This is a genomic window from Salarchaeum japonicum, from assembly GCF_020614395.1.
GTDB classification, from domain to species: domain Archaea; phylum Halobacteriota; class Halobacteria; order Halobacteriales; family Halobacteriaceae; genus Salarchaeum; species Salarchaeum japonicum.
The window spans coordinates 84,614-110,304 of sequence record NZ_CP085325.1 but is presented as its reverse complement, the minus strand read 5'-3'; the positions used below and the strand labels follow the sequence as shown (position 1 = coordinate 110,304).

Here is a 25,691-nt window from a genome sequence, read left to right as displayed (position 1 = left end):
ATATGACTCAGACAATCACCGTCGAAGGAATGACCTGTGAACATTGCGAGCAGACCGTCGAAGAGGCACTCGAAGAAGTTGAGGGGGTTACGTCCGCTACTGCGGATCGTGACTCAGAATCCGCGACGGTCGAGGGGTCCGCTGAACGGGATGAGCTTGTGACTGTGGTCGAAGACGCTGGATACGATGCCTCTGCGTAACAAATCCCGATTCTCGTCGAATCGGATTCGGAGAGGGATTGATACGACTGCCAATCCCAGGTGTAGATACTATGACTGATACACTTCCGTTCGATGCCGTCCGCGAGCTCGACGTCGACGGGACGACGTACAAGATGGCCGATCTTCGAGCACTCGAAGAGCAGGGGCTCTGTGACCTCGACACGCTCCCTGTGAGCATCCGTATTCTGCTTGAGTCGGTGCTCCGGAACGCCGACGGCGAAACTGTTACTGCAGCGGATGTCAAGAATGCTGCTGGCTGGAAGCCAGACGTACCGGACGCAGAGGTTCCGTTCTCTCCATCACGAGTCGTCCTGCAAGATCTCACCGGTGTACCCGCAGTCGTCGACCTGGCGGCCCTTCGATCCGAGGTCGACCGCAAAGACCGAGATCCCACCCTGGTCGAACCGGAGATTCCTATTGATCTCGTGATCGACCACAGCGTCCAGGTCGACTACTTCGACTCCGAGGACGCCTACGAGAAGAACGTCGAACTGGAGTACGAGCGAAACGCCGAACGGTATCGCGCGATCAAGTGGGCGCAGAACGCCTTCGAGAACTTCAACGTCGTCCCGCCGGGGACCGGTATCGTCCACCAGGTGAATCTCGAACATCTGGGTCGGGTCGTCCACGCCCGCGAGCAAGACGGCGAGAACTGGCTCCTGCCGGACACGCTCGTCGGCACGGACAGCCACACCCCGATGATCGGTGGCATCGGTGTGGTCGGTTGGGGCGTCGGCGGCATCGAAGCGGAAGCGGCGATGCTCGGTCAACCGGTCACGATGAAACTCCCCGAGGTCGTCGGCGTCCGTCTCGAAGGCGAATTACCCGAGGGCGCGACGGCTACGGATCTCGTGCTCCACATCACCGAACGACTCCGCGAGGTCGGCGTCGTCGACCGGTTCGTGGAGTTCTTCGGTCCCGGTGTGGAGAATCTCACAGTCCCCGACCGGGCCACGATCGCCAATATGGCGCCCGAACAGGGCTCGACGATCAGTATGTTCCCGGTCGACGAGCAGACGCTCGAGTATCTCGAACTCACCGGGCGTGATCCCGACCACGTCGACCTCGTTCGCGAGTACCTCGAAGCCCAAGGGCTGTTCGGGGAACAGGAACCAGAATATACTGAGGTCGTCGAGTTCGACCTCTCGACAGTCGAACCGAGTCTGGCCGGACACAAGCGGCCACAGGACCGGATTCCGATGGGGGACGTGAAACAGAGCTTCCGGGGACTTCTCCACGGGGAGTTCGAGGACGACCTCGATGATGTCGACGAGGACGCCTTGCAGCGGTGGCTCGGTGAGGGTGGTGCAGCTGATGCGGAGACCGACGGTGGCGTTCAGGTCGAACCCGAATCGGAACTGCACCCGTTAACCAAACGTGTCGAGGTCGACCTCGACGGTGAGACGGTCGAAATCGGACACGGAGACGTCCTCGTCAGCGCCATCACGAGCTGTACGAACACGTCGAACCCGTCGGTGATGATCGCTGCTGGACTGCTCGCCCAGAACGCCGTCGAGAAAGGCCTAGACGTCCCGCCGTACGTCAAGACGAGTCTCGCACCGGGTAGCCGTGTCGTCACGCAGTATCTCGAAGAATCGGGGCTGCTTCCGTATCTCGAAGAGCTCGGGTACGCCGTCGTCGGCTACGGCTGTACCACCTGTATCGGTAACGCTGGGCCGCTTCCCGATCCCATCGAGCAGGCAATCGACGACCACGACCTCTGGACGACGAGCGTTCTCTCCGGGAACCGGAACTTCGAGGCGCGTATCCACCCGAAGATCCGCGCGAACTACCTCGCGAGCCCGCCGCTCGTCGTCGCCTACGGGCTCGCAGGGCGGATGGACATCGATCTCGAACACGAGCCGCTGGGCACTGACGATGAGGGTAACCCAGTCTATCTGGCGGACATCTGGCCGGACGCAGCGGACGTGCAGGCCGCAATCCACGAGAACGTCTCTCCGGAGATGTTCGAGGAGAAGTACGCCTCCGTGTTCGAGGGCGATGAGCGATGGGCTGCTCTCGACGCGCCCACGGGTGACGTCTACGAGTGGGATGAGGACTCGACATACATCCGTGAACCGCCGTTCTTCAAGGACTTCCCGGTAGAGAAACCCGGCGTCGCCGATATCGAGGACGCACGCTGTCTACTGACGCTCGGCGATACCGTTACGACCGACCACATCAGTCCAGCCGGCCCGTTCGGTCCCGACCTCCCCGCAGGTCAGTGGCTGCTCGATCACGGTGTCGAGCCACACGAGTTCAACACCTACGGCGCACGTCGGGGCAATCACGAGGTGATGATGCGGGGGACGTTCGCCAACGTCCGAATCGAGAACGAGATGCTCGACGACGTCGAGGGTGGCTACACGATCCACCACCCGACCGACGAACAAACCACGGTGTTCGAAGCCAGTCGCCGCTATCGGGACGAGGGGATACCGCTCGTCGTGATGGCTGGCGAGGAGTTCGGAACTGGGTCTAGCCGGGACTGGGCGGCGAAAGGAACGGACCTGCTCGGTGTCCGCGCAACCATCGCCGAGAGTTACGAGCGCATCTACCGCGACAACCTCGTCGGCATGGGTGTGCTTCCCCTGCAGTTCGATGATGGCGACTCGTGGGAATCTCTCGGTCTGGATGGGTCGGAGGTCTTCACGATCCACGGCCTCGATGACGGGCTCGACGTGATGGACGAACTGACCGTTATCGCCGAGCGTGCGGACGGGTCGACTGTCGAGTTCCCGGTCACAGCACAGGTCGGCACGCCGGCCGCCGTAACCTATATCGAACACGGCGGAATCCTCCACTACGTCCTCAGACGCCTCCTCAGACAGTAACACCAACGCGGTCAGAAACGATCGTCGTCGGACACCAGGCGGGCGCGACGGTGATCAAACTCCTCGTCGTCGATTTCGCCACGAGCGTACCGTTCTTGGAGAACAGCGAGTGCGCTGTCATCAGTATGGCCGTCCGTAGGGGACCGCGTTGTCAGCCAGTAAACGGCGTAGACTGGGAGGGCGATCAGAAGTGCCATCCACAGGAGCCCGAACAGTATCATCCCCCAGCCCCAGCCACCCCAGCCGGCCATGTGGCCGCTGTTCCACATGCCGTCGTGCCAGCTCCACATCATTGATTCTGGGACGGTCGCGTGTGTTAGCGCCATTCCGGCGACGACGGCCAGAGTCAGTGCCCCAACGACGATGAGTCCCAGAGAACGAATCCCGCGTGCTTGAATTGGATTTTGCATTGTTGTACTCCCAAAGGTCTCGGCGTGGTTAGCCGAGGATGTATTCGAGGGCGGGGTAGCGCTCGACGAGCGTCTCGCCGCCGACGTCGTAGTTCTCGATGTACTGGTCGAGGCCCAGGATGCGGCCCGCGGCGAACGCGGCGACCGCGAGGAACACGAGCATGTACGCGAAGTCCCCGTTGATGAACCCGTGACCCATGTCCCAGTTGCCGAAGTAGAACATGAGCATCATCAGCGCGCCGAAGAACGCCGCGAGGCGGACGAACGCGCCGACGAGGAGGCCGAGGCCGATGAACAGCTCGCCGTACGGCACGGCGACGTTCGCGAACTCGACAAACCACGGCGTCGAACCCATCCACGCGAACAGGCCCGCCAGCGGGTTGCCGTTCGTCGCCGCAACGTTCGAGAGGTAGCCGCCGGCCGCGAACTCGCCGGTGATCTTCGTGAAGCCGGAGTACGCGAACGCGTAGCCCATCATGAGACGGAGCGCCAGCACGAACCACGCGCTGAGGCTGTGGACTTTCCCGCCGACGGTCAGGCCGCCGACTCTGCTCTCAAGCTGGTTCATGCCGGAGTCGAGTGTGGACATAATTATTGCACCTTCAACTATCAGTAGGCGGGTAGAGACGATATAATAGCGAGCCGGCGTTCTGAGTCAGAAAACCGGCGGGCTATATTACCCTCCTGTAGCGAGTACGGACGTGTGACTGAGGAGGCCGACCCGTCGGACATCTTCGCCACACTCGACGACGAGTACGCCCGCAACATCCTCGTGGCGACGAAGACCGACCGACTCTCCGCGAAGGAGCTCAGCGAGGAATGCGATATGTCACGCCCGACCGTCTCGCGGCGTGTCACCCGCCTCGTCGAGCAGGGCCTCCTCGAGGAGTACACGCACGTCGACCCCGGCGGACGGCACTACAGCGAGTACGAGGCGCGACTCGAGCGTGTCGAAGTACTCCTCCAAGCAGAGGGCTTCGACGTGCAGATCGATGTTCGGCCGGACCCCGCCGACCGGATTACGTCCATCTTCGAGGAAATGCGGGGAGACTGACTCATGGAACACACGTTATTCGTCATCGGCAAGCTGTTCACGACCGCCCTGGCGCTGGTGATCGCCTACCAGGCCTATCGCGGATACCAACGGCATCACACGCAGTTACTCCTGTACGTCGCGGCTGGCTTCGCGCTGGTCGGGCTCGGCGGCCTCCTCGAGGGCGTGCTCTTCGAACTCCTCCAAGTGTCGATTTTCGAAGCAGGATTCGTCGCAGCACTCATCACCGCCGCCGGGATGCTATCGATTCTCTACGCCCTGTATGCCCCGAACCCCTGAGGATTCGGGACGTTCATTCGAGAAGCGGCCTCTGGGCGTTGTTCCTCATTCGAAGTCGCTATTGTTCGGATTCCCCTTATTCTCACCAGTGTAGGGTCGCAGCGGGAATTATGTCCGTACCGGTCGTACAGTATCGTATGATTCGAACACTCGTGGGTGTCCTTGGCGCTCTCTCAGCGCTGTTCCCGGACAAAATCGTCAGTCTCTTCGAGAAACTTGCGATTGCGAATCGAAGCGGGGGAACAGTGAGAGGGTGGGTCCGCCCAGCTATCCGGTCTGAGGGCGTTCTGATAGCTGCGATTTCCCTCCTCAATGGGCGAGCATACGCGTGGCTGATGAATCTTACCGGTGTGTTCGGCGCTATCGTCTTCCTGTTTCCCGATCTGTATCGAAGATTTGCCACCGCGTTCCTGTACGAGCGTCCGGAGTCGGTCGAATGGAACGAGCGATTCCGCTCGGGTATTCGGGCTATCGGCGCACTATACGTCTTTTTAGCGGCGAAGACGTATCTGGAGCGCCACAACGGTACCTGAGTCTTCCCGCATCGTCAGTTGCTGAATCTGAAATTTGGTTCGTTTCGGCTGCACGTATCACTTGGAATCTAAAGTTTGACCCCCAAGAGACCAGCATAATCGAAGGGGAAATCCGCTAAAGGGAGGGAGCCGTATGTACCTCTGTATGACGACGACCATCACCGTGGAAGGAATGTCGTGCGGTCACTGCGAGCAGACGGTTGAAGAGGCCCTTGAAGAGGTCACTGGCGTGACTTCCGTGACCGTCGACAGGGAGAGTGAACAGGCAAGTGTCGACGGTGAGGCAGAGGTCACGGCCCTCGTGGCGGCCGTCGAAGACGCGGGATACACCGCTCACGCCTGAGTATCGTGCGCTGCGGATAGCACAAGTCGCTTCGAGACGACGACTAACTGTTGTCTTCGGAGCTCGTCTACGCTGGTCCTGCTGTACGGTCTCAGGGCCGAAGATTCAAGAAGCCGGCGGAACCACCTCAATAGAGAACATGACTCATGGACGACCACAAAGATACAACTGAGAATTCCCCGGGAGGAGAGGACCAGCCGGACACCACCAGTCACCAGCACGAACACGGTGAGCACGATGAAGCGGTCGCGGAATCTGACGAGGAAGGGGTAGAACAGGAGCTACTAGAGGAGGAAGCTCACCCTGCTGCGGCAGGTGAGATGGCGTCCCACGAGCAGCACGAACACGCCGGACACGAGGGCGACGGGCACGGCCACGGTTCCCATGAGGGCCACGGTGAGGGGCATGGCGGGATGCACGAGGGCCACGAGCAGATGTTCCGGCGCCGTTTCTTCGTTTCGACGCTCCTGTCGATTCCCGTTCTCCTGTACAGCGAAATGCTACAGGAGTGGCTCGGCTTCTCCGTCCCTGTATTCCCGGGCAGCGAGTGGATCAACCCCGTCTTCGCGGTCATCGTCTTCGCGTACGGTGGCGTTCCATTCCTCCAGATGGCACTCCCGGAGCTGAAAGACCGGTCGCCGGGGATGATGACGTTGATCTCGATGGCGATCACCGTCGCGTTTGTCTACAGCCTCGCGAGCGTGATTTTCCCCACACAGTCGGCGTTCTTCTGGGAGCTCGTCACGCTGATCGACATCATGCTGCTGGGCCACTGGATCGAGATGCGGTCGGTCCGGCGGGCCTCCAGCGCGCTCGACGAACTGGCGAAACTGATGCCAGACACCGCCGAGCGTATCACCGACGACGGGGAGACCGAAGAAGTTCCCGTCAGTGAGCTCTCGGAAGGCGATCTCGTGCTCGTCCGGCCGGGCGCGAGTGTCCCTGCTGACGGCACCGTCGAGGAGGGTGACTCCGACGTCAACGAGTCGATGATCACCGGCGAGTCCAAGCCCGTCTCGAAAGAGCCTGGCGACGAGGTCATCGGCGGCACCATCAACGGCGACGGGAGTCTCCGTGTTCGCGTCGGTGCGACGGGCGAGGAGACAACACTCGCGGGCATCATGCGCCTCGTCGAGGAAGCTCAACAGAGCAAGTCCAAGACGCAAGTGTTGGCCGACCGGGCGGCCGGCTGGCTGTTCTACGTCGCGCTCGGGGCGGCAGTCGTGACCGCGATTGCGTGGACGGTCGCAGTCTCGTTCGACGCGACGGTCATCGAGCGAGTCGTGACGGTGCTCGTCATCGCCTGCCCACACGCCCTCGGGCTCGCCATCCCGCTGGTCGTCGCGATCAACACCTCACTTGCAGCGCGCAACGGGATGCTCGTCCGCGACCGAATTGCGATGGAGGACGCGCGGAACTTGGATGCCATCATCTTCGACAAGACAGGGACGCTTACTGAGGGTGAACACGGCGTCGTGGATATGGCGACCGTCGACGGCGTTGACGAGGACGACGCGCTCGGGCTGGCGGCAGCCGTCGAGAGTGACTCCGAACACATGATCGCCCGAGCGATCCGTGAGGCCGCCGACGAGCGAGATGTAACTACTCCTGACGCGACAGCCTTCGAGGCGATCAAAGGACGAGGGGTCCGGGCGAATGTCGACGGAAACGAGGTGTACGTCGGTGGCCCGAACCTGTTGGCCCAACTCGATAGCGAAATTCCCGACCATCTCCAGCACTTCGCTGACGAGGCCGGTCAGAACGCCCAGACTGTGGTGTATCTCGTTCGTGACGGAGAGCTGATCGCCGCCTTCGCGATGGCCGACGTGATTCGTGAGGAGAGTTTCCGCGTCGTCGATGCCCTCCACGACTTGGGCATCGAGGTGGCGATGCTGACGGGGGACTCCCAGGACGTCGCCAACGCTGTCGCTGACGAACTGGGTATCGACACGGTGTTCGCTGAGGTCCTCCCCGAGGACAAGGATGAGAAAGTGCAGGAACTCCAGGACCAGGGGAAGCTGGTGGGGATGGTCGGCGACGGTGTGAACGATGCGCCGGCGCTGACGCGAGCCGACGTCGGGATCGCCATCGGGAGCGGCACCGACGTCGCCGTCCAGTCGGCAGATGTCATCCTCGTGCAGAACAACCCGATGGATGTAGTGCGACTCGTGAAACTCAGTAAGGCGAGCTACCGGAAGATGCAGGAGAACATCGTCTGGGCCGCCGGCTACAACGTGTTCGCGATTCCGCTCGCAGCAGGCGTGTTGGCACCGATCGGGATTCTGCTGTCTCCCGCTGTGGGTGCGCTTCTGATGTCGTTGAGTACAGTAATCGTCGCGATCAACGCCCAGCTCCTCCGCCGCGTGGACCTGTCCATCCCCGAACTGCCAGGCAGCACACCATCCACGGAGGCACAGCCTGCTGACTGAAACGCTCCCGATCGCTTCGGAGGGTTTCATTCAATTGAGTCCGGTTGGTGGACAGCAAATGGCGACACTGCGTAATTTCGGTGGGTATCGCTATGCAGTCACCGATTCCACAGTTTTCCCGAAGGGTGCATAGTTCGGTATACACAGACGCTTCCTCTGATGGGCTACATTGCTGCGCCAGCACTAGGTTTATACCGTTAGACGGGTTTCTTTCTAGTATGAGCCTCGAAGAGACGGTTGACTACCTCGCCGAGGAACTCGACCTCGAGCGAAGTGAACACGTCCGTGAGGTTGGTCAGTCAGTCGCCGAACTTCGCGACTGATCAGAACATTTCTCTGAAGTCCCGTTCGACCAGTCCGTTCTCCAGATACGTGGTAAGCTAGCCCACGGCTAAAGCCGTGGGCGTTCAGCGTGGACTCCCGCTCTGGCCGACACTGTCGGCAGGAGAATCATACGCCCCGTTCGCGTTCAGCGTCCCGCTGTTCAAGCGCACGCCTACGGGTGCGCCTCCACCGGAGCCAGTTTGGGTCCGACGGAGATACCGCAGTCCAATATTCTTCGCGGCGTTGTAGTCAGCGTGGTTCTCGTAGCCACACTTCAGACACTCGAACAACTCACTCTCACGATTATCCGGGTGCGTAAACCCACACGTCGAACACCGCCGAGAGGTATTCTCCGGGTCAACCTGCTCTACGTCGATGCCGTACTCGGCGGCCTTGTACTGGACGTATTCGTAGAGGCGGTTGAACGCCCACTTGTGTCCCCACGACGCCCCAGTGCGGTCACGGATGTCCGTCAGGTCTTCGAACGCTATCACCGAACACTCGTACTCGCGGGCTTCAGCTACCAACTCGTTCGATATACGGTGGAGCGTGATCTTGAATCGGCCTTTCTCTTTCCGTCCAACGGATTGGATGTTCTCATGCGCCCATCGCGTCCCGCACTGCTGGAGATCGCCACGGCGGTTCTCGTATTCGCGCCGCCAGTGGTCGAACTCATCACCAGTCCAGAACGTGCCCGTCGAGGCGACGGCCAGATTGTTCACGCCGAGGTCTACCCCGAGAACCGTTCTGTTCTCGGTGGCATCCTGTTCCGGCGTGTCGGACTCCACCTCCATTTTGCAGTGGATGTGAAGCATCCAGCTGCCGTTCGAGTAGTGCAGTTCGGCTCCCGTGGTTTCGTACTCGTCCGAGAAGATGTATTCCGCGTGGGGCGTCTCTCGCTCGTTGTCGGGGAGCACGTAGTCGGCTTCGATGCGACCGTCAACAGTCGCCAGCGACACGGACTCGTCGTGGAAGGTGGCGGTGCGATGGTCGTAGACGAGATGGGGGCTGGTGAAATACGGCCTCGACGCTTTCTTGCCGTTTTTCCACTTCTCGACCACGCTCTTGCAGGCGTCAGCAGCCTTGTTTCGGGCGGCTTGGACGTGATTGCTGTGCAACGCCGTTTCGTCGCGCACGTCTTCGTAGGTGTCGTCGTGGAGCGTGGTTTTGCTCGTCGTGACGTATTCGCCCTCGAACGCGTGGCGTGTGACGTAGTTGGCGGCCCAGAGAAACTCGTCGACGGTGTCTTCGAGGAGTGCGGCGTCGTCACTGTCCACGTCAAGCTTGACCGGGACAGTACGCCGCTTCTCCATACATCATATGTAGTTTTGGTGGTTCAAAAGTATTGGGGGTCGACCCCGTCGTCGTCGGTGGGTTGTCGCACGGAGTGTACGCGCTTCGTCCCACCCCTGAAGGGGTGGGTTTCCCCGCTGTTACGCTATGAACTCTTGTTTCGTTGGTCCTTGACGGTCGAGCAGATCGTCCCGCTCTGCTCGTTCGAGAACTGACTGTGCAAAGTCCGTACAGTGGGATTCGTGCTGCTCAGCGTACTCTGAGAGGGCTTCTCGCCAGTGCATATCCAGCTCGAACTCGGCTAATCGGATTTGGATTCCGTCTTTCCGTTCGACGAGGTCGACGTTCAGCTCTTCGAGTTGCTTGAAACGGAGGTTGTTCCGGCGGACCGTGATGAGCCGCTTAGAATCAACAATATAAGGATCAACCCACTCTCGCCAGGTATCGTCGTCGACGTGCGTTCGTGGCATCTCAAAATCCGGCTCCACACTCTCAATACAGAACTGCAGCATCGCGATGCCAGTTCGATGATTCGCATTCGGGAGGGAATGTCGGAGGATCAAATTCGACATCACCTCTCCAGCGACGGTCGGAAGTGGTGCTCCCCAGGAGACGTGATCGAGTGCCTGCTGGATCTTTTGTGGTTCGAACTCCTTGTAGAGCCGGAACTCATCCTCATCGCGAACATCGACCGCGGCTTCGAGCAACTCTACTAACCGGAAAGCGACAACTTGCCCAGGACGGGGGAGGTCACGAATACGGTCGCTCAGCCATTCCTGATCGAAGTCAATATCTTGGGCTGATTCGATCTCTGAATCGCCTTCGTAGAGCACATAGACCGGTGTTTCGAAGGGGTATCCGATGAGTTTTGTCGACTCATCGGATTGCTCTCGCTGAGACCGGATTTCTGCTACCGATGCCGAGCTATATTTGAGTGAGAAATTCTCGGCCTGGGGGTGGTGATAGAAGACGAGCCGAGTCATCTCACTGTGTATTCGTCGGAAGTAGGTAAAGCAGTCCCGCCTGTATGTTGATTCTACGACTGGGTGGAGACGTTCACGTCTTCTAAATACTGGCTTTCCCACTCACGTCGCGCCTCGATCTCCCGCACTCCGCGTTGCGTGACCGTGTACACGTTCGTCCGTTTGTCGAGTTCACCTTTCTCCAGGAGGCCTTTGCCGACGAGGTCGTCGAGGTTTGGATAGAGCCGTCCATGATTGATCTCTTGTTCGTAGTAGTCGTCGAGTTCGGCCTTTACTGCGAGCCCGTGTGGTTCCTCGAGCCCGGCGATCACGTACAAGATGTCCCGCTGGAACCCAGTTAGATCGTGCATCCGTCTGTTGCTTATTTTTGAGGGGTAGCATATGTTCTCTCTGGTACTCAAAGGCGGAGATTCGGACCAAGGGTATCTACTGGTATGCTCGTCACCGAACAGCGTTTAATATCGAGGCATCTGTATCACCGGTAATGGCCCTTCGGACGAGGTCGCCCTTGAGGTTCCGTGGCTGTACTCGGCGCGCTGTCAGCAGGTGGTAATCAATTGTGTCTTCATCTCAATCACTATCTCCCCCGTGCGCGCTTTGTGGTAGGGCTGTCACTGACGATCAAGTCGTGGGTGAGGATGACATCGACTTTTGCTGTGTTGGATGCCGAAACGTCCATCGAGTGCTCGGTGGTGATGGGGTTCACAGTCAGATGGCCTCGACAGATGGCACTATACATGAATCCGGAACTAAAGCGGGCGAACGCGAGGCAGATCCGCGTCCAACGGGGACTGAGGAACGAGCCTTCTTCCAGATCGACGGAATGCACTGTGCGACGTGTGAAGCGTTTCTGGAATCGATTGCTGAAGGCTGCGAGGGCGTCACTGACGCCGCGGCGAGTTACGTCACCGAGACGATCCGAATCACATACGACCCTGACCGCGTCTCGAAGGGCACTCTCTGTGATACCCTGAGTACACTCGGCTATTCGGCAACCCTCCGTGCTGGAGGGAGCGATGACGCACCGACTATAATCGGGCAGTCGCGCCGGTCGGACGAGCCGAATGAACGAGGGATTGACGAGGTGCTGGGATTCCGTTACGCTGTTGGCGTCATTTTCGGGACGTTCATGCTCCTCCCGTATGCGGTCCTCCTCTATCCGGCGCAGCTCTCGTCGTTCTTTGGTGACGGGACGCTCGATATGTTCGCGAGTGCGTCCGGGATCGGCGGTGGAGATGGCCTGTTGATCCTGCCGCTCTTTCTCGTTCTGACGGGTGTCGTCCTCGTGTTTACCGGCCTGCCGCTGTTACAGGGTGCATATGTCAGTCTGAAGATGCGACAGCCGAACACGGACCTGCTCGTCGCACTTACCATCGTGAGTGCCTACGTGTACAGTACGATCGCCTTTCTCCTCGGTCGGATCGATGTGTTCTACGACCTCACGATTGTGGTTGCCGCGAGTGTGGTGGCTGCCATCTTCTACGAATCACTGAGCAAGCAGCGAGCGATGGATCGCCTGACTAATCTCACTATCTCCCACGTCACCGAAGCCAGGCGGTATGGCGCCGATGGGACGACGACGATGGTCGACGTACACGGTCTGGAACCCGGGGAACGGGTTCTCGTCCGTGAGGGCGAACGCATCCCAGTCGATGGTGTTCTCGCTGAGGGTGAGTGCACGGTCGATGAAGCGATCGTGACGGGCGAGTCGCTCCCGGTATCGAAACAAGCTGGGGACGAGGTCGTCGGCGGGGCGGTCGTCACAAATGGGGCTGCTGTCCTCACGGTGAGCGATGAGACAACCAGTAGTATCGATCGCCTCATCACCTCTGTCTGGAATCTCCAGAGTGGGGATCACGGCGTCCAGCGGCAGGCCGATAGGCTCGCGTCAGCCATCATTCCGGTCGTCGTCGGTGGGGCGGTACTCGCTGGATTGGGATCGCTTCTTGTTGGGACTGGCATTCCCGTCGCCGTCCTGACGGCGCTGGTGGTTCTCTTGGTTGGATGCCCGTGGGCACTTGGCCTGGCAACCCCGCTCTCGGTGGCAACCAGTATCGAACAAGCGGTAGAGCGGGGCATCGTCATCTTCGACGAGACCGTCTTCGAGCGCCTTCGGGACGTCGACGTCGTCGTCTTCGACAAAACGGGGACTCTCACGACCGGCCAGATGGATGTCCTCGAGGCGGATGCACCGTCGGATCTGCTTGCAATCGTCGCGGCCCTCGAACAGCGAGCATCCCACCCAGCGGCCGACGCAATCGTGAATACGTTTGCACAAAGGAATCAGGAGGGCGATCGCTCGAGAGCCGATGGGGGGGTTGCCGATGGCAGTGACCACGAGCACGCAGCGGACATCACTGAATTCACGAGCCACGCGACCGGCGTCGAAGGAGTCGTCGAGGACACGCGCGTTCTCGTCGGGAATCTCGATCTCTTCGCGGAACTGGGGTGGTCGGTGAGCGAGCGGATCGAGACGCGTGCCGCAGAGGCACGAACGGCCGGTCACCTTCCGGTCGTCGTCGGTCGAGACGGTCGTGCAGAGGGCATCATCGTCGTGGGCGACGAACCACGGGCGGGCTGGGATGACACACTCACGCAACTGAGTGACCGTGATCTCGAGATCGTCGTTCTGACCGGTGATGACGAGGCTGCCACTGATTTTCTCGACAGTCATCCTGCCGTCGATCACGTGTTTGCGGGGGTCCCGCCGGCAGGCAAGACCACGACGATCCGGCGGTTACAGTCCCGTGGGCAGGTTACGATGGTCGGTGATGGGACGAACGATGCCCCGGCCCTAGCGACAGCAGACTTGGGAATCTCCCTCGGTGGTGGGACGGCACTCGCGTCCGATGCCGCGGATATTTCTATCGTCGATGATGACCTCGCGGCGGTGGAGACGACGTTCGATCTCGCAGATGCAGCTCGTCGGCGTGTCAAACAGAACAACGGGCTAGCGCTGCTCTACAATGGGGTCACGATGCCACTCGCAGCGACGGGGTTGCTGAATCCGGTGTTCGCGATGGGTGCGGTCGTGGCGACCGGCGGTCTCCTCGCAGCGAATTCGTTTCGAGACCTACTTCACGAGTAGCGGCTCCCACTCCGCGAATCGGCAGATACCTGCTGTAACCGGGTGAAGACGGGTCCTATCGCTTCAGTCGAGCAATTCGAAGGCACTGAGGCCCGCGTACCCGACCGCAAAGCCCGCAACGATGATGCCTCCGGAGAGGACTTGGTAGAACGGCGTCGACGGGAGGAAGCCGGTCGCGAGGGTGCCGACAACGATTAATACTGCTGCCAGTCCCAAAAACACGTACTGTCGACGTTTCCTCTTCATATCTTGAGATATTCGTCCACCCTAAGGACCGTGTTCTCACGGCAGATCCGTCATCTCAGTCGGCGGGGATGATGGCGGCCGATTGATCGGGCTGTCGGGCTGCTTGGACCGAGTAGATCAGGCTCCCAGTGAAGAGGACGAAGCTTCCTACGATGAATACTGCACTGAGCGGCGAGGCCGAATCGACGAACACCCAGTAGAGGGGGGCGGCAATCGATGGCCCGGCAGCAAGTACCGCGATCTTCGCGACGAGTGGCCCGCAGCACCCACAGGTACACGTCCCGACGATTGCAGCACTTCCGGCGGTCCCTTCGGTCATGCCGGCTCGTTCCTCGACGCGCCAGTGACGGGCGATGAGAGCGGCGTTTAACCCGATGAGTGCGCTCAGCATCCCGACGACGATGACCTGACCGGGCGACACGGCCAGGAAGAACGGGATATGTATGAACGGAAGATGCGGAATCGCGATTTCGAGCGTCGGCCACGATACCAGCTGATAGATTGCGGGCAGAACGACGACCGTCACTTCCTCAGGGAAGCCTTCCTCGGGGAACAACGAGAGGTACCCCGTTATCGAGACGAAAAAGAGGGCTAATACGACACCGACGCCGATGCCGAAGCGACGCGCAACCGGATCACGCATGACTGCGCGAATGACACTCCCTGCGTCCTTCCAGACGACATAACCGACCAGGATTGGCGTGCCGAGGACGATTGCGTACCCGAGTGGATGCGTATCGCTTGCCAGTTCTGGAAGGAGGTAGGGGTACGAGATCCACAATCCCATGAGGATGCCGAGGAACGTGTACCGTGGTCGGGATGGCCAGCGGAGCCACCCGACGACGAAGCTCGCGACCATGATGCCCAAACCACTCAGCAGGGCCAGTGGCTGATACCACGCTCGGGGGAACGGCATCGAACTCGCAGTATATGTCGGATCTGGGGAGAGCCCTTCGAAGAGTACGGCTCCGAGTGCAGTGATAGCGATACCGGCGAACACGCCGTACAGAGCGGTTGTCGCCGTGATCCGATCTGTCCGTTTGAGAAGGATGAATCCACCGAGAATAACGGCACCAACGAAAGCAATAATTACACCGTGTCCTTGCGAGAGTCCACCGCTTCCGGTTGTACCGTGGGCAGACGCGACGGGAACCTGAGTGAGCGTACCAATCGCGGCGAGAAGTACAGAGAGAGGCCGAATAGATCCGATTCGAGAGGTCTGTCCACGGGAGGGGTCCCCACGTGGTTGACGCTCTTCTGGTGACATTATTCTGTCTTGGACAGGGAGCCACTTCTACCTGACTGATTCACCCCTGATAGCCTGGATTTGACTGTCGTTGGCTCATGCTGTGTGTGGAAATATCCTCCTCCGAAAGTATGACCGGCACGGTGAATTCACTCGACGTCCAGAAACACGAGGAACTGTATGTGCTTGAGGAACCAGACCGGAAGAACGGCCCCAACTCCTGCAGCGAGTAGGAGACTATTCGATGCCGTCCACACGATCTGTCCAAGTACGGTTCCAATAATCAAGACGCCGTTGTATGCAATCGCATTCACCGCTAAATCGCTTTTCGACTCAGGCTGGGGCCACTTGATGAGACTGAGCTTGACCGCTGATGTCCGGCCGGAAGCTACTGCGACAAGAAGTCCGAGTAAGCCGGATACAAACCATCCGAGTACAGCCGGTGGCCAGCTATATACGACCGTGGCGGCGGCAAGAACAAATAGACACGGGCTAGTGAGTGTACTGATCTCTACGGAAGTATATCGGCTCAAAATATACTTCTCGAACCCTTGTTGTGCGGTAGTCATCTGTGAGGATTATGAGTAGAGCATTGAAACGGATCAGGGATGCTCCGTCGAGGATTTGAACCTCAGTCCTCGGCGTGAGATACCGAGATGATTGGCCGAGCTACACCAACGGAGCATTTCTAACTTGGGGCCTCAGTACTTGAAATACGACCGGTGTCCTACTTACTGGGAATCCGCCCTTTTCCCTTATGCTGGGGTCTTTGATACTGTGGTATGGAGCGTCGACAGATTCTCAAGACGACTGGACTTCTCGCGACAGGTGGCGTAACTGGTCTTGCCGGCTGCAGTAGTTCGGGGAATGGAGATGGTGGCGGTGAGCCGACCACGACTGAACCGCAGGAGACCGCTGGTGGGTCTGGAGGCTCGAATACTGTTATGATGGTCACCGAAGGGAGCGAGTATTATTTCGATCCCATCGGTCTGTTCATCGAATCTGGGGAAACTGTGACATTCGAAATCCAGAGTGGGAGCCACTCGGCAACCGCCTACAAAGAAGGAACGAGTTCAGCCTCGGTAAATCGGATTCCCGAAAGCGCAGAAACGTTCAATAGCGAAACGCTGAGTGAACAGGGCGCAACGTACGAGCACACGTTCGAGACCACAGGGACGTATGATTACTTCTGTATCCCGCACAAGACCCTGGGGATGGTCGGCCGGATCGTCGTCGGCGAACCCGGCGGTCCCGCGGAGGGGAGTATGCCGCCGGACGGAGACGTTCCCGAAAGCCAGACCATCGTCGATCAAGGCAGCGTCTCGTACAGCTCGTTCTCCGGGTAGGCGGCCGCGTATACTGCGAGCTGTGCGCTCTGGAATCGCTTGTACACCATATGGCCGACATTGACTCTGCTTCGGACCTACAGGAATCTATGTGGCACCCGATTACTGCCGGTTTCCAGTAAATCTACTTTGTTAACGGTTTTGTCTATCCGGTCACAACAGTACATATGGAATTCGACTTCGTGCGCTCGGTGGCTCCTCTCGTCGTAATTGTCGCCGTCGCAGCGATTGCGCTCACGACCGTGATGACCTCCTCGACAGTCTTCATGATGGTTCTGCCCTCGATGATTGTCTTCTCGGTCATCGCGTTCTTCTTCGGGATGAAACACGGCGAGTTCCGTGCCAGTCCGTAACAGCCCGATCCGGTAGCCGGAATCCGCCGGGTTGCGGTCCACGCAAGCTCCTAGCGGTGTCGATTCCGATTCGTTTCGATGACCGATTCGGAGTCCGAGCGACGGCTGTTTCAGCGGGACGATGTCGAACCACCAGGAGTCTACCAGAGCCGGTCAACCACTATGTTTCAGTTAGATCCAGTTCTGGTCGTCATGTAGAGCGCCTCTACGTGGAGTAGCCGGCGTACTCCATGAGCTGGTTGAAGATTTCCGTATCCATGACGGACCGATAGACCACGCCGGTGAGCATCCCGCCGGGATAGAACGTGCCGTTCATCACGTGATTGACCTTATGGCAGTGCATCAGGTAGATGCCGGGGTCTGCATCGGCAGTAAATTCGATCGTGTGTCGTTCAGCAGGGGCAACGTTCGTGACGTCCATGTCGTGGCGGGCAGCCTCCGGAATCGTCCCGCCATCCTTTTCAACACGCTGGAAGCGGTGGTTATGGATATGCATCGGGTGCGACATGTACCCACCGTTGACGAGGTGGATACGAACTGAGTCGCCCTCGTCGACGATGATCGGTGACCCTTCTTCGGGGTGCAGCGTTCGGGGTGCGCTCTTCCCGTTGACGGTAAACACGTCTGGATTGCGACTGGCCGAATTGTAGGTGAAGTCCGCCTCTCCGGCCCACTTCCGTGGAACCCGCGAATCCCAGTCCTTGATCGTCATGAAGTATTCGCGGTCCGCCGGTTCGTAGCCTTCGGGATCGACTCGGTAGATCCCGTACATGCCCATGTCGATATGCCGGTGGGTCTGGAAGTGACAATGGTAGAAATGCGTCCCAGGGACGTTCGCGGGAATCTCGTAGGTGTGACTCTCCCCTGGCGGGACCTGAATGCCGGTCGTCGTCGGGACGCCATCGTTCTCCCACGTCTTGCGAACCCCGTGGAAGTGAATCGTGTGGGGACGTCGGCCATCGGTGTTGTCGAGTGTCACTTCCATCGCGTTACCCTCGGTCGTTCTGAGAATTGGGCCGGGGACGCTAGGGTCGTTGTCGTCGGCCTGGAACGCCCAGACGCGTGGGAATTCGACGGACCCACCCATCGTATCGAGCGGGTGGACGGCGTGGCGGGCCTGCTGAGTCCGCATCGTCACTTCGCCGCCCTGCTCGTCGACGTTGACGACTGTTGGAGGGCTGGTGTAGGGGAGATCAGGCGAGTCAGTTTGTGCCTGCGTGGGCGTATCGCTCGTTGCTGCTGGCTCGTTGGCTCCGCCCGCAGAACAGCCTGCTAACGAAGCGATACCGGTCGCGCCAGTTGCCGCGAGAAACTCACGCCGGGACAGTCCGGTTCCGGGTGCGCCGAAACGTGTTGTCATGATACACTCGGCATTTTGGTTGGCCTAAACATAGGGCGACTGCGGTGTCCCAATTCACGGGACAGCGCGTGGATATGTTCGGCACAAGGCGAATGGAGATGGGGGCTTTTCACCTAGACTTGTTCGCTGTCAGGAGTCCGAAATTGGGCCTAGAAAGCGATCAGATTGTTAGAGCCCGCCAGTGGACGACAGATAGACTCCTGCGAACTGCACCGCATTATACGTCCCGTGAATCACAGCCGGCACTGTGAGGTTGTCCGTATACTCGTACGCTGCTCCCAGTACTAAGGCTAGGACGAATGCGATACCGATGTACACCAGTTTGCCTTCCCCTGACAACGAGAAGAGATGGATCGATGCGAACAGAGCGCTTGCGAGGACGATTGCACGGGCCGGATGGAGACTTTCACGGAGGGTGCCCTGGACGAGGCCCCGGAACAACAGCTCTTCTCCCGGGCCGACCAACAGGAATTGGAGGGGGATCAGAAGAAGGAAGACACTCGGATTTTGTCGCCCGACCTCGACGATCTGATTCTGAGCCGAGTTCAGACCGAGGGCCGTGATTACTGAGGACGCCACAAAGAGCAACCCCAGGATCGCTATACTCCCCCCGACAATCACCGCCCCATCACGCTTGTCAGGTAGACGAACTGGAACGAACCCAAATCCGAGATCACGGCCTTTGAGATAGAGGATGGCGATGCCCCCAAACGTCACTCCTTGGAGGAGGAACGTACTCACAACCAGTCTGAGGGCTGGGCGCGACGCGAGGTCGACTCCGAACAACCCGACGACCGTCGCGACGGCAAGGATGACGATAGCCCCCGCGACGTATGATCCATACGTGAGACCAATCGCCGAGGCGACAGACCGGAAACGAGATATCGACGACATTAATCAGATGTGAGCGTAGGGTTCCACCCTACAAACTGGCTTCGATAGGTCGATGCTGGCGGTTCGGGAATCGGGGCAGTGGTGACGGCACCCGCATCACCTCCAGCATTCGCGCCGTCATCCGGCTCAGTACTCGTATTGTTAGAGAGAGCGGTGACGCCGATCACGAGACCGGCAGTGGCGGCACTACCACCGGGGAGGAGAAGTTGTCGGCGGGTCAGTCCTCCGACAGCAGCTCCGACACCGTCCTCAGAGAGCCGCTCTGAGAACGTGAGTGAATCAACGGCTGTATCCGCCCGTTTGTAGTCCACACGTGAGAGGTCGTCGGGATGCACGGCGAGCCAGTGTCTGTAGAGCTCCTCGTCAGTCTCGTCACCGAGTTGTTCGCCACAATAATGGCAGGCGCTATGAGCGTTCCATGTGTGGTCACGCGCTGCTCCCGCTGTTTCGAATTGATCTGTACAGATCGGGAAGGTATGGGCAGTCATTCGTGATCACTACTCTTGGTGGCAGATTTCATAGGCTCCGTGCTGTTCTCTCGTAGTGAGCTGAATCGTCGGTATCTGTGGCATTGGTTTATACGCAAGGTGTCATTAGCGGCGGAGATATGCGACGAGGAAGGTCGTCAGGAGACAGAGGAGAATGAGGATTGCCACGCCGAGGTGGGTCGTCACGATGATCGGCTGGAGATCTTCCGTGACGGTCAATCCTCCGAGGATAACCTGTAACGGAAGAAGGGCGAGAGCGGCCGTGGCCGACCATTTGACAATCGGGGTATTCCGGTGTGTCACCCACGCTCCAAGGGTTGTGCCGACGATCAGAACCCCGGCCATCATCGCCAGTCCACGGTGAGCCCACTCTGCGAAGATTTGGAGTGCAGAGTATGGCGAGTTAGCAATGATCTCGGGTTGAAGGAAGGGAACCCACGTCCCGTAGCAGGTCGGCCAATCGGGACAGGAAAGTCCAGCACCGATTGCACTGGTGTAGGCTCCGAGAAGCATCACGATATACGTCACTAGTAGCGTGAAACCGGCGATATGCCTGTACTCGACCGGAATCCTTGAAATCGTGGTTCGTACGTCGTGCCCGCGGAGTCGGCCTTGAGACATAATATTGGGTAGAGACGCTGACTGGCGGTGTGACGAGTTGATGTCTTGGAGACAAAGTGTTAGGCCGGATTCCCAGCGAGTGGGACACCGCCTGCTATTCATTGAGGAGCCGTCCCACGGTACTGTTAAGAAGACCCACGGTTTGTAGGGAAAACCCCTATACGCCGATAGTATGATGGCTCAAGAACATACCCAGGAACGATCAATAGATGAACGCGACCGCGAGGTGAAGTCTGCTAACGACAATACCTGTCCCGAGTGTCAGGGCCATATTACCCTGAATAGCGACAGCGGTGAGGCGACCTGCGAAAGCTGTGGGTTGGTTTTTGAAGATGATCCAATCGACCACGGCCCGGAGTGGCGTGCGTTCACGTCGGACGAACGCGATGAAAAAAGTCGGGTCGGTGCTCCCACGACGCAGCTGATGCACGATAAGGGCCTGAGTACGACTATCGGCTGGCAGGACAAAGATGCCTACGGACAGGCTGTCTCCGGTCGCAAACGTGCTCAATTACAGCGCCTTCGGACGTGGGACGAGCGGTTCCGGACGAAGGATGCCCACGAGCGGAATCTCAAGCAAGCTCTCGGGGAGATCAGCCGGATGGCTTCCGCTCTGGGACTTCCGGAATCGGTTCGGGAAACTGCAGGCGTCCTGTACCGGCGTGCTGTAGAGCAGAACCTGCTCCCCGGTCGCTCGATCGAGGGTATGTCGACGGCGTCGTTGTACGCGGCTGCTCGACAGCACGGAATGCCACGGCCGCTGACTGAGTTCGCCGACGTCAGCCGTGTCGAGAAAATCCGAATCCAGCGAGCGTACCGATATCTATCCCGAGAACTTGGGCTGGAGATCGAGCCGGAGGATCCCATGCAATATATTCCCCAATTCGCGTCATCGCTTGACGTGAGCGACGAAGCAGAACGGCGCTCTCGAGAACTGCTTGAGGTAGCTACAGATAATGCCGTCCACAGTGGAAAGAGTCCAGCCGGATTGGCGGCTGCCGCTCTGTATGCTGCGACCCACCTCACGAACGAGCAGCTCACACAGGAGACGGTGAGTGAGGTCGCACACGTGAGTCGAGTCACGATCCGGAATCGATACCAAGAGCTTCTCGAGGTGTACGCGCAGCATGACTGACCGGATAGCCCCTGCCGGGCGAAATCCAGCTGCTGATTGGGTCATGATACGATATTTACTATGAGCGAGTTCTCAATACAGACCGAGGTCGAAGTATTGGAGCTGCTCGTTGACGAGTCACCGTGCCATGTGATGGATATCACTAACGCCGTCGATGGACACCCGATCACTATCGACCAAGCGTGTGCTCATCTTCACAGTGAGGGCTGTATTGTTCCGCGCGGGAGGGGTCTCTACGAGATTACCGACGCCGGCGAACAACGACTCGAAACTCAGCAGGAATCATAACGTTTCATAACTGTGTCACTATGTTTGCCCCCATTGGATGGATCAGCCATCATCACTCCCCAGCCCGGATCCGTAATGAATACGGGGTGCCGATGGAGCCTCTCGTCCATAATCGGACTCCATTTCCCGACGAACACGTATTCTCGAATAATGGGAGATAATTCAGTGTCTTCCGAGGACCCTCCGGAGGTACAGGATGTCCTCGATGCGCTGGATGATCCCGCGTGTCGGGCTATTCTCCGGGAAACTATCGAACCAATGACTGCGAACGAACTCCTCGACGCATGTGACATCCCCAAGTCGACGCTGTATCGAAAATTAGAACTCCTCAGTTCCGCTTCCCTCGTTCGAGAACAGGAGACGATCAACCCCGGAGGTGGACGGGTCACCTACTACGAGCGGTCGTTCGAGGACGTCACGATCTCTATGGACGACACAGGTGCGTTTTCGGTGAGTGTCGATCGGCCACCGCAATCTACCGACGAACGGCTTGCAGATATCTGGTCGATGATGGGGGACGAAGTATGAACGGCGTCATCACGGCGATTGCAGTCGTCAAGTTTGTAATCCTGCTTCTCGGTGGCGGGATTACCTACATTGCATTTAAGGCCTATCGACGTACGGGTGCGGACTCGCTACGCGTCCTTGGTGTCGGGTTCGGTATCATCACACTCGGGGCAATCCTGACTGGCGTGGCCAACCAGTTCTTTTCTGTCGGATTGGCCCTTGGCGTGCTCATCAACAGCCTGTTCGTTGCCCTTGGTCTCGCGGTCATCATGTACTCGCTGTATATCCAGAAATGAACGCCATTCCGAATGGTGCCGTTCCTGATCTCCGTCGGGGTAGCTACCTAATCCTTTTCGGCGTGGTTCTGTTCGTTCTCACGCTTGTTAGCAGTGCAATGCTCGCCCCTGCGATTGGGACGGCTTCGGAGACAGACCAGACGTCCCGGACCTTGGTCGGGTCTCAGGGGGGTGGCCCAGGCTGGCACGAATACGGTAGCGTCTACCTCCTCAACGGTACGAACACTACCTGGCGCGAATCGAGTGCTGATAGCTATTTCGACGTCACACAAACGGAGAACGGAACAGTGTTAGCCGGGTTCATGGACAGCGGGTACGCTTCGTGCGGACCGTACGAGTCTCCCTGTACCCGAACGGGATTCCGAGTCATTGACCCCGGACAAGACACTCGGGTGCTTTCGGAGTACAGCTTCCCGGTGCGAACGAACAAGAACAGCGAAGTCCACGATGTCGAACGACTCGAATCGGGAGAATACTTGGTCACCGATATGGAGTACGAGCGTATCTTTACTGTCAAGAACGGCGAAGTCACGTGGCAGTGGAATGCGAGTTCGTTCTACGACGCTCCACAAGATCCGACGACGACCGACTGGCTGCACATCAACGACGTGGACGTCATCAGCACCGGACGCTATCTCGTCTCAGTACGCAATGCCAACCAGCTTCTCGTCATCGAGCCCGGAGAAGGCGTCGTCGACGTCATCAACGAGGACACGAACGATTCGAACGATGCCAACTGTCGTAAATCAGGCCAGTTAGCCGACTATGATGGTGATGGCGATATTCGATGTGGTGACCCCGACGTGCTCAACCACCAGCACAACCCACAGTGGCTCGGAGATGATGCCGTCCTCGTCGCTGACAGCGAGAACGACCGGGTTGTCGAGCTCCATCGAACGGAGGCCGGTGAGTGGGAGCCAGCGTGGGCCTTAGATCAGGTTGAGGGGGTCGCATTCGATTGGCCTCGGGATGCAGATCGGCTCCCGAACGGAAACACGCTCATCACCGACACGCTCAACCGGCGACTCGTAGAGCTCGACGAATCCGGAACTGTCGTCTGGAGCGTTCGAACAGAGCGTATCCCATACGAAGCCGACCGACTTCCCTACGGTGAGCCTGTTGGAGCCCCGAAGTATACGACTAACGGAAGCGGCGTCGACAGCACTGACGCCGGCGTGCCGGGCCTCTCACTACTCCTGGTCGGGCTTCGGGCCGTTGTTCCCTCGACGCCGTTCTGGTTCGGGGAACAACAACTCGGCCTGACGCTTGTCTCTGCGCTCCTCATTGTCGGCGGCGGAGTTGACCGAATTCGTAACTAAATTTCCTCTCGAAGCCAGTCGAGAGCTTGCTCGCGTTTCTTGCCGTCAAAATATCGCATTTCGTTGGGAGCGACTGGCCAGATCAGCCGGATTGCATACCACCAGTCAAACAAGAGTTTCGCCCATCGTGTATCGCCGACTGCGGCGTACCGGTCGATATCGAAGTCGGGGCCGTACCGGAGATCGGGAACCACCCCGTGGAGGTGTGTGAGAAACGTCCCGAACGTCCAGTTCAGAACTTCCTCGCACACGTGGATATGCCCGTACTGGTCGCTCTTTTCGACGAGGAGCGAGTACAGCTCTTGATAGCCTGTTCGCGTGCCCTTCCCGACGCGAATCGCAATGAGGTTCTCGTTCGTCTCGTCCAACACTTCGAACATTCGATTGGGTGCTGTGTGGGACATCGCTAGTGGGAGTGATTCGTCGTACCGACAGGGTCAGTATCGGGGTCGGTATGCCCGACGAGCTCGACGGTTGCGTGGTCGATTCCTCGACCCGTGAGATGATCGTGAACCCGTGACTGGATTGTCCGTTGCTCCTCGAGTGTGGTCGCCGTATCTGTCAGCCGGACGGTTGCGACGGTGAGTTGACTACACACCTGCCAGACGTGGAGATCCTCAATCTGGTCCACGCCATCGAGTGTCGTCAATTCATCCCGGAGTTCTTCGGACGATACCGGACTCCGTTCCAGCAGGATCGACGTGCTTTCCCGGAGGACGTTCCCGGCCGACGCGAGCACCAACAACCCGATGAGTACGGCCGCCACAGGGTCTGCGATGGGGAGATCGAACACTGCGACAGCGGCGGTCGAGATGATCACCGCAACAGAGCCACCGGCGTCACCGAGCAGGTGGTAGAACGCCCCGCGCTCGTTGAGACTCATCTCACCACCCTGCAACACGTACACGGAGCCGACGTTAACCAGCAGGCCACCCGTCGCGATGATCAGCGTTAACTCTGGATTGATCGCCACTGGCTCAAGGAACCGCTGGTAGGACTCCCAGACGATGTATCCGACCATTGGAAGGAGCAAGACGCCGTTCAGGAAGGCCGCAACCGGCTCCAGTCGGTGGAGACCGTACGACCACGCCTCGCCACCCTCGAACCGTTCGGCGGTGTAGCTCGCGCCGAACGCCATCGCGTACGCAAGCATATCGAACAGCATATGAAGGGCGTCGCTGATGAGAGCGACCGACCCGAACAGGAGTCCACCAGCCAGTTCGATGACGAATCCGAGGAAGTTGACGACCGCGACGAGCGCAAGCCGACGCGTACTACCACTTGTTTCAGACGGGTGTTCGTGTTCTGCCGTATCCTCTTGTGTGTGTTCATGGAGCGTCATACATTCACTTTGGAGGGAGAGCTACTTCGAATCCGAGGACTCTGGGGATTCCTGAGTAGACTCCTCCGACCTATCTTCGGTCACCAACGTCGAATCCTCCGCCGAGGATTCAGTACGATCCGAGGAGTCAGACTCGCTATCGCGTTCCTCAGCTGCTGTGTCGGACTCTTCCGATTCCTCGGTGAGCGATATATCCTGGGCAGAGGAGCCACTGAAATCGAGCGGACGAAGCCAGATGAACCAAACGACGAATATGGTTGTACCATAGCCGACGATCCACACGAGATCAGCAACGCCAGAGAGATTCGCCTGTTCGAGGGTGTATACCAGTAAACCGGGACCGATGAGCCCAACGAGCACAACGAGGACGGCAAACTGCGGAGACGAGAGTCCGAACGGGTATTGCTGCTGGTCTGCCTCCGTATGGGACGTTGTATTTCCCTCGTTCTCAGCACCCAT

General features: G+C 58.9%; 28 protein-coding genes, 1 tRNA gene and 1 pseudogene. 15 read left to right on the top strand and 15 right to left on the bottom strand.

Annotated features, from left to right (window positions below; all coding sequences use genetic code 11):
• The first annotated feature begins 2 nt into the window (after positions 1 to 2).
• Together LI334_RS12880 and acnA are read left to right on the top strand one after the other, a co-directional pair.
• Entirely contained in the window at positions 3 to 200 is a 198-nt protein-coding gene (locus LI334_RS12880; RefSeq protein ID WP_049938510.1) for a heavy-metal-associated domain-containing protein, read from the top strand.
• A 71-nt stretch (positions 201 to 271) separates the two neighbouring features.
• Positions 272 to 3,055, top strand: coding sequence for an aconitate hydratase AcnA (acnA, locus tag LI334_RS12875; protein ID WP_011222418.1), 2,784 nt, complete (start codon positions 272 to 274; stop codon positions 3,053 to 3,055).
• Positions 3,056 to 3,066: 11 nt separating this feature from the next.
• Here the strand turns inward: acnA and LI334_RS12870 are convergent, their stop codons facing one another.
• Both LI334_RS12870 and LI334_RS12865 read right to left on the bottom strand, forming a co-directional pair.
• Positions 3,067 to 3,465 carry an SHOCT domain-containing protein gene (locus LI334_RS12870; protein WP_227262410.1) on the bottom strand — a complete coding sequence of 133 codons (399 nt, stop codon included), beginning with the start codon at positions 3,463 to 3,465 and terminating at the stop codon, positions 3,067 to 3,069.
• A 28-nt stretch (positions 3,466 to 3,493) separates the two neighbouring features.
• Positions 3,494 to 4,054: a DoxX family protein gene (locus LI334_RS12865; protein ID WP_011222420.1), complete on the bottom strand. Its 561-nt coding sequence runs from the start codon at positions 4,052 to 4,054 to the stop codon at positions 3,494 to 3,496.
• Between the two features lie 114 nt (positions 4,055 to 4,168).
• Between LI334_RS12865 and LI334_RS12860 the strand changes: the two genes are divergently transcribed.
• The 5 genes from LI334_RS12860 to LI334_RS12840 all read left to right on the top strand — a co-directional run bounded on the left by LI334_RS12860 (position 4,169) and on the right by LI334_RS12840 (position 8,103).
• Positions 4,169 to 4,519, top strand: a complete 351-nt coding sequence (locus LI334_RS12860; RefSeq protein ID WP_049938495.1) for an ArsR/SmtB family transcription factor — start codon at positions 4,169 to 4,171, stop codon at positions 4,517 to 4,519.
• 3 nt (positions 4,520 to 4,522) lie between these two features.
• Entirely contained in the window at positions 4,523 to 4,798 is a 276-nt protein-coding gene (locus tag LI334_RS12855; protein ID WP_227262408.1) for a DUF7521 family protein, read from the top strand.
• Positions 4,799 to 4,935: 137 nt separating this feature from the next.
• Positions 4,936 to 5,331, top strand: a complete 396-nt coding sequence (locus LI334_RS12850; protein WP_059059115.1) for a hypothetical protein — start codon at positions 4,936 to 4,938, stop codon at positions 5,329 to 5,331.
• Positions 5,332 to 5,476: 145 nt separating this feature from the next.
• Positions 5,477 to 5,674, top strand: a complete 198-nt coding sequence (locus LI334_RS12845; RefSeq protein ID WP_006183483.1) for a heavy-metal-associated domain-containing protein — start codon at positions 5,477 to 5,479, stop codon at positions 5,672 to 5,674.
• 146 nt (positions 5,675 to 5,820) lie between these two features.
• Positions 5,821 to 8,103, top strand: a complete 2,283-nt coding sequence (locus LI334_RS12840; RefSeq protein ID WP_227262406.1) for a copper-translocating P-type ATPase — start codon at positions 5,821 to 5,823, stop codon at positions 8,101 to 8,103.
• Positions 8,104 to 8,494: 391 nt separating this feature from the next.
• On the opposite strand, the pseudogene LI334_RS12835 reads toward LI334_RS12840, so the two are convergent.
• The 3 genes and pseudogenes from LI334_RS12835 to LI334_RS12825 form a co-directional block, all read right to left on the bottom strand.
• Positions 8,495 to 9,740: pseudogene (locus tag LI334_RS12835) on the bottom strand (RNA-guided endonuclease InsQ/TnpB family protein).
• Between the two features lie 120 nt (positions 9,741 to 9,860).
• Complete coding sequence (locus LI334_RS12830; RefSeq protein WP_227262404.1) at positions 9,861 to 10,703, bottom strand: hypothetical protein; 843 nt, start codon at positions 10,701 to 10,703, stop codon at positions 9,861 to 9,863.
• A 53-nt stretch (positions 10,704 to 10,756) separates the two neighbouring features.
• Positions 10,757 to 11,053 (bottom strand): PadR family transcriptional regulator, encoded by a 297-nt coding sequence (locus LI334_RS12825; RefSeq protein WP_227262403.1) that lies wholly within the window; start codon positions 11,051 to 11,053, stop codon positions 10,757 to 10,759.
• 362 nt (positions 11,054 to 11,415) lie between these two features.
• Here LI334_RS12825 and LI334_RS12820 point away from each other — a divergent pair, with 362 nt between their 5' ends.
• Positions 11,416 to 13,791, top strand: a complete 2,376-nt coding sequence (locus LI334_RS12820) for a heavy metal translocating P-type ATPase (protein ID WP_227262401.1) — start codon at positions 11,416 to 11,418, stop codon at positions 13,789 to 13,791.
• Between the two features lie 63 nt (positions 13,792 to 13,854).
• On the opposite strand, the gene LI334_RS12815 is transcribed toward LI334_RS12820, so the two are convergent.
• The 4 genes from LI334_RS12815 to LI334_RS12800 all read right to left on the bottom strand — a co-directional run bounded on the left by LI334_RS12815 (position 13,855) and on the right by LI334_RS12800 (position 15,967).
• Positions 13,855 to 14,037 carry a hypothetical protein gene (locus LI334_RS12815; RefSeq protein WP_227262400.1) on the bottom strand — a complete coding sequence of 61 codons (183 nt, stop codon included), beginning with the start codon at positions 14,035 to 14,037 and terminating at the stop codon, positions 13,855 to 13,857.
• A 55-nt stretch (positions 14,038 to 14,092) separates the two neighbouring features.
• Positions 14,093 to 14,896 (bottom strand): hypothetical protein, encoded by an 804-nt coding sequence (locus LI334_RS12810; protein ID WP_227262399.1) that lies wholly within the window; start codon positions 14,894 to 14,896, stop codon positions 14,093 to 14,095.
• Between the two features lie 536 nt (positions 14,897 to 15,432).
• Positions 15,433 to 15,852, bottom strand: coding sequence for a hypothetical protein (locus tag LI334_RS12805; protein WP_227262398.1), 420 nt, complete (start codon positions 15,850 to 15,852; stop codon positions 15,433 to 15,435).
• Between the two features lie 40 nt (positions 15,853 to 15,892).
• Positions 15,893 to 15,967, bottom strand: a tRNA-Glu gene (locus tag LI334_RS12800).
• Between the two features lie 98 nt (positions 15,968 to 16,065).
• Between LI334_RS12800 and LI334_RS12795 the strand changes: the two genes are divergently transcribed.
• Together LI334_RS12795 and LI334_RS12790 are read left to right on the top strand one after the other, a co-directional pair.
• The gene (locus LI334_RS12795) at positions 16,066 to 16,629 is read left to right on the top strand and encodes a plastocyanin/azurin family copper-binding protein (RefSeq protein WP_227262397.1); all 564 of its coding nucleotides are present in this window, start codon (positions 16,066 to 16,068) and stop codon (positions 16,627 to 16,629) included.
• A gap of 167 nt (positions 16,630 to 16,796) precedes the next feature.
• Entirely contained in the window at positions 16,797 to 16,982 is a 186-nt protein-coding gene (locus LI334_RS12790; RefSeq protein WP_092635601.1) for a DUF7333 family protein, read from the top strand.
• 205 nt (positions 16,983 to 17,187) lie between these two features.
• Here LI334_RS12790 and LI334_RS12785 read toward each other — a convergent pair whose 3' ends face one another.
• From LI334_RS12785 to LI334_RS12775, 3 genes are all read right to left on the bottom strand, one after another.
• A complete protein-coding gene (locus LI334_RS12785) occupies positions 17,188 to 18,342 on the bottom strand; it encodes a multicopper oxidase domain-containing protein (RefSeq protein ID WP_227262395.1) in 1,155 nt (384 codons plus the stop codon).
• Positions 18,343 to 18,510: 168 nt separating this feature from the next.
• The gene (locus tag LI334_RS12780) at positions 18,511 to 19,236 is read right to left on the bottom strand and encodes a CPBP family intramembrane glutamic endopeptidase (RefSeq protein ID WP_227262394.1); all 726 of its coding nucleotides are present in this window, start codon (positions 19,234 to 19,236) and stop codon (positions 18,511 to 18,513) included.
• A gap of 593 nt (positions 19,237 to 19,829) precedes the next feature.
• Positions 19,830 to 20,345, bottom strand: a complete 516-nt coding sequence (locus tag LI334_RS12775; protein ID WP_227262392.1) for a COX15/CtaA family protein — start codon at positions 20,343 to 20,345, stop codon at positions 19,830 to 19,832.
• Positions 20,346 to 20,517: 172 nt separating this feature from the next.
• Here LI334_RS12775 and LI334_RS12770 point away from each other — a divergent pair, with 172 nt between their 5' ends.
• The 5 genes from LI334_RS12770 (at position 20,518) to LI334_RS12750 (ending at position 23,890) form a co-directional block, all read left to right on the top strand.
• On the top strand, positions 20,518 to 21,480 hold the full coding sequence (locus LI334_RS12770; protein ID WP_142980623.1) for a transcription initiation factor IIB: 963 nt from the start codon (positions 20,518 to 20,520) through the stop codon (positions 21,478 to 21,480).
• A 60-nt stretch (positions 21,481 to 21,540) separates the two neighbouring features.
• Complete coding sequence (locus tag LI334_RS12765) at positions 21,541 to 21,768, top strand: transcriptional regulator (RefSeq protein WP_227262391.1); 228 nt, start codon at positions 21,541 to 21,543, stop codon at positions 21,766 to 21,768.
• Positions 21,769 to 21,918: 150 nt separating this feature from the next.
• Complete coding sequence (locus LI334_RS12760; RefSeq protein ID WP_227262390.1) at positions 21,919 to 22,296, top strand: winged helix-turn-helix domain-containing protein; 378 nt, start codon at positions 21,919 to 21,921, stop codon at positions 22,294 to 22,296.
• Positions 22,293 to 22,571: a DUF7521 family protein gene (locus tag LI334_RS12755; RefSeq protein WP_004594563.1), complete on the top strand. Its 279-nt coding sequence runs from the start codon at positions 22,293 to 22,295 to the stop codon at positions 22,569 to 22,571. Before LI334_RS12760 ends, LI334_RS12755 begins: the two co-directional genes overlap by 4 nt.
• Positions 22,568 to 23,890, top strand: a complete 1,323-nt coding sequence (locus tag LI334_RS12750) for an arylsulfotransferase family protein (protein WP_227262389.1) — start codon at positions 22,568 to 22,570, stop codon at positions 23,888 to 23,890. Before LI334_RS12755 ends, LI334_RS12750 begins: the two co-directional genes overlap by 4 nt.
• Here the strand turns inward: LI334_RS12750 and LI334_RS12745 are convergent.
• Genes LI334_RS12745 through LI334_RS12735 form a run of 3 tightly spaced genes read right to left on the bottom strand, consistent with a single transcriptional unit; the run spans position 23,887 to position 25,691 of the window.
• Positions 23,887 to 24,270, bottom strand: a complete 384-nt coding sequence (locus LI334_RS12745; protein WP_227262388.1) for a SpoIIAA family protein — start codon at positions 24,268 to 24,270, stop codon at positions 23,887 to 23,889. The genes LI334_RS12750 and LI334_RS12745 overlap by 4 nt on opposite strands.
• A 26-nt stretch (positions 24,271 to 24,296) precedes the next feature.
• On the bottom strand, positions 24,297 to 25,232 hold the full coding sequence (locus LI334_RS12740; protein WP_227262387.1) for a cation diffusion facilitator family transporter: 936 nt from the start codon (positions 25,230 to 25,232) through the stop codon (positions 24,297 to 24,299).
• Between the two features lie 21 nt (positions 25,233 to 25,253).
• Positions 25,254 to 25,691: a hypothetical protein gene (locus LI334_RS12735; protein ID WP_137685099.1), complete on the bottom strand. Its 438-nt coding sequence runs from the start codon at positions 25,689 to 25,691 to the stop codon at positions 25,254 to 25,256.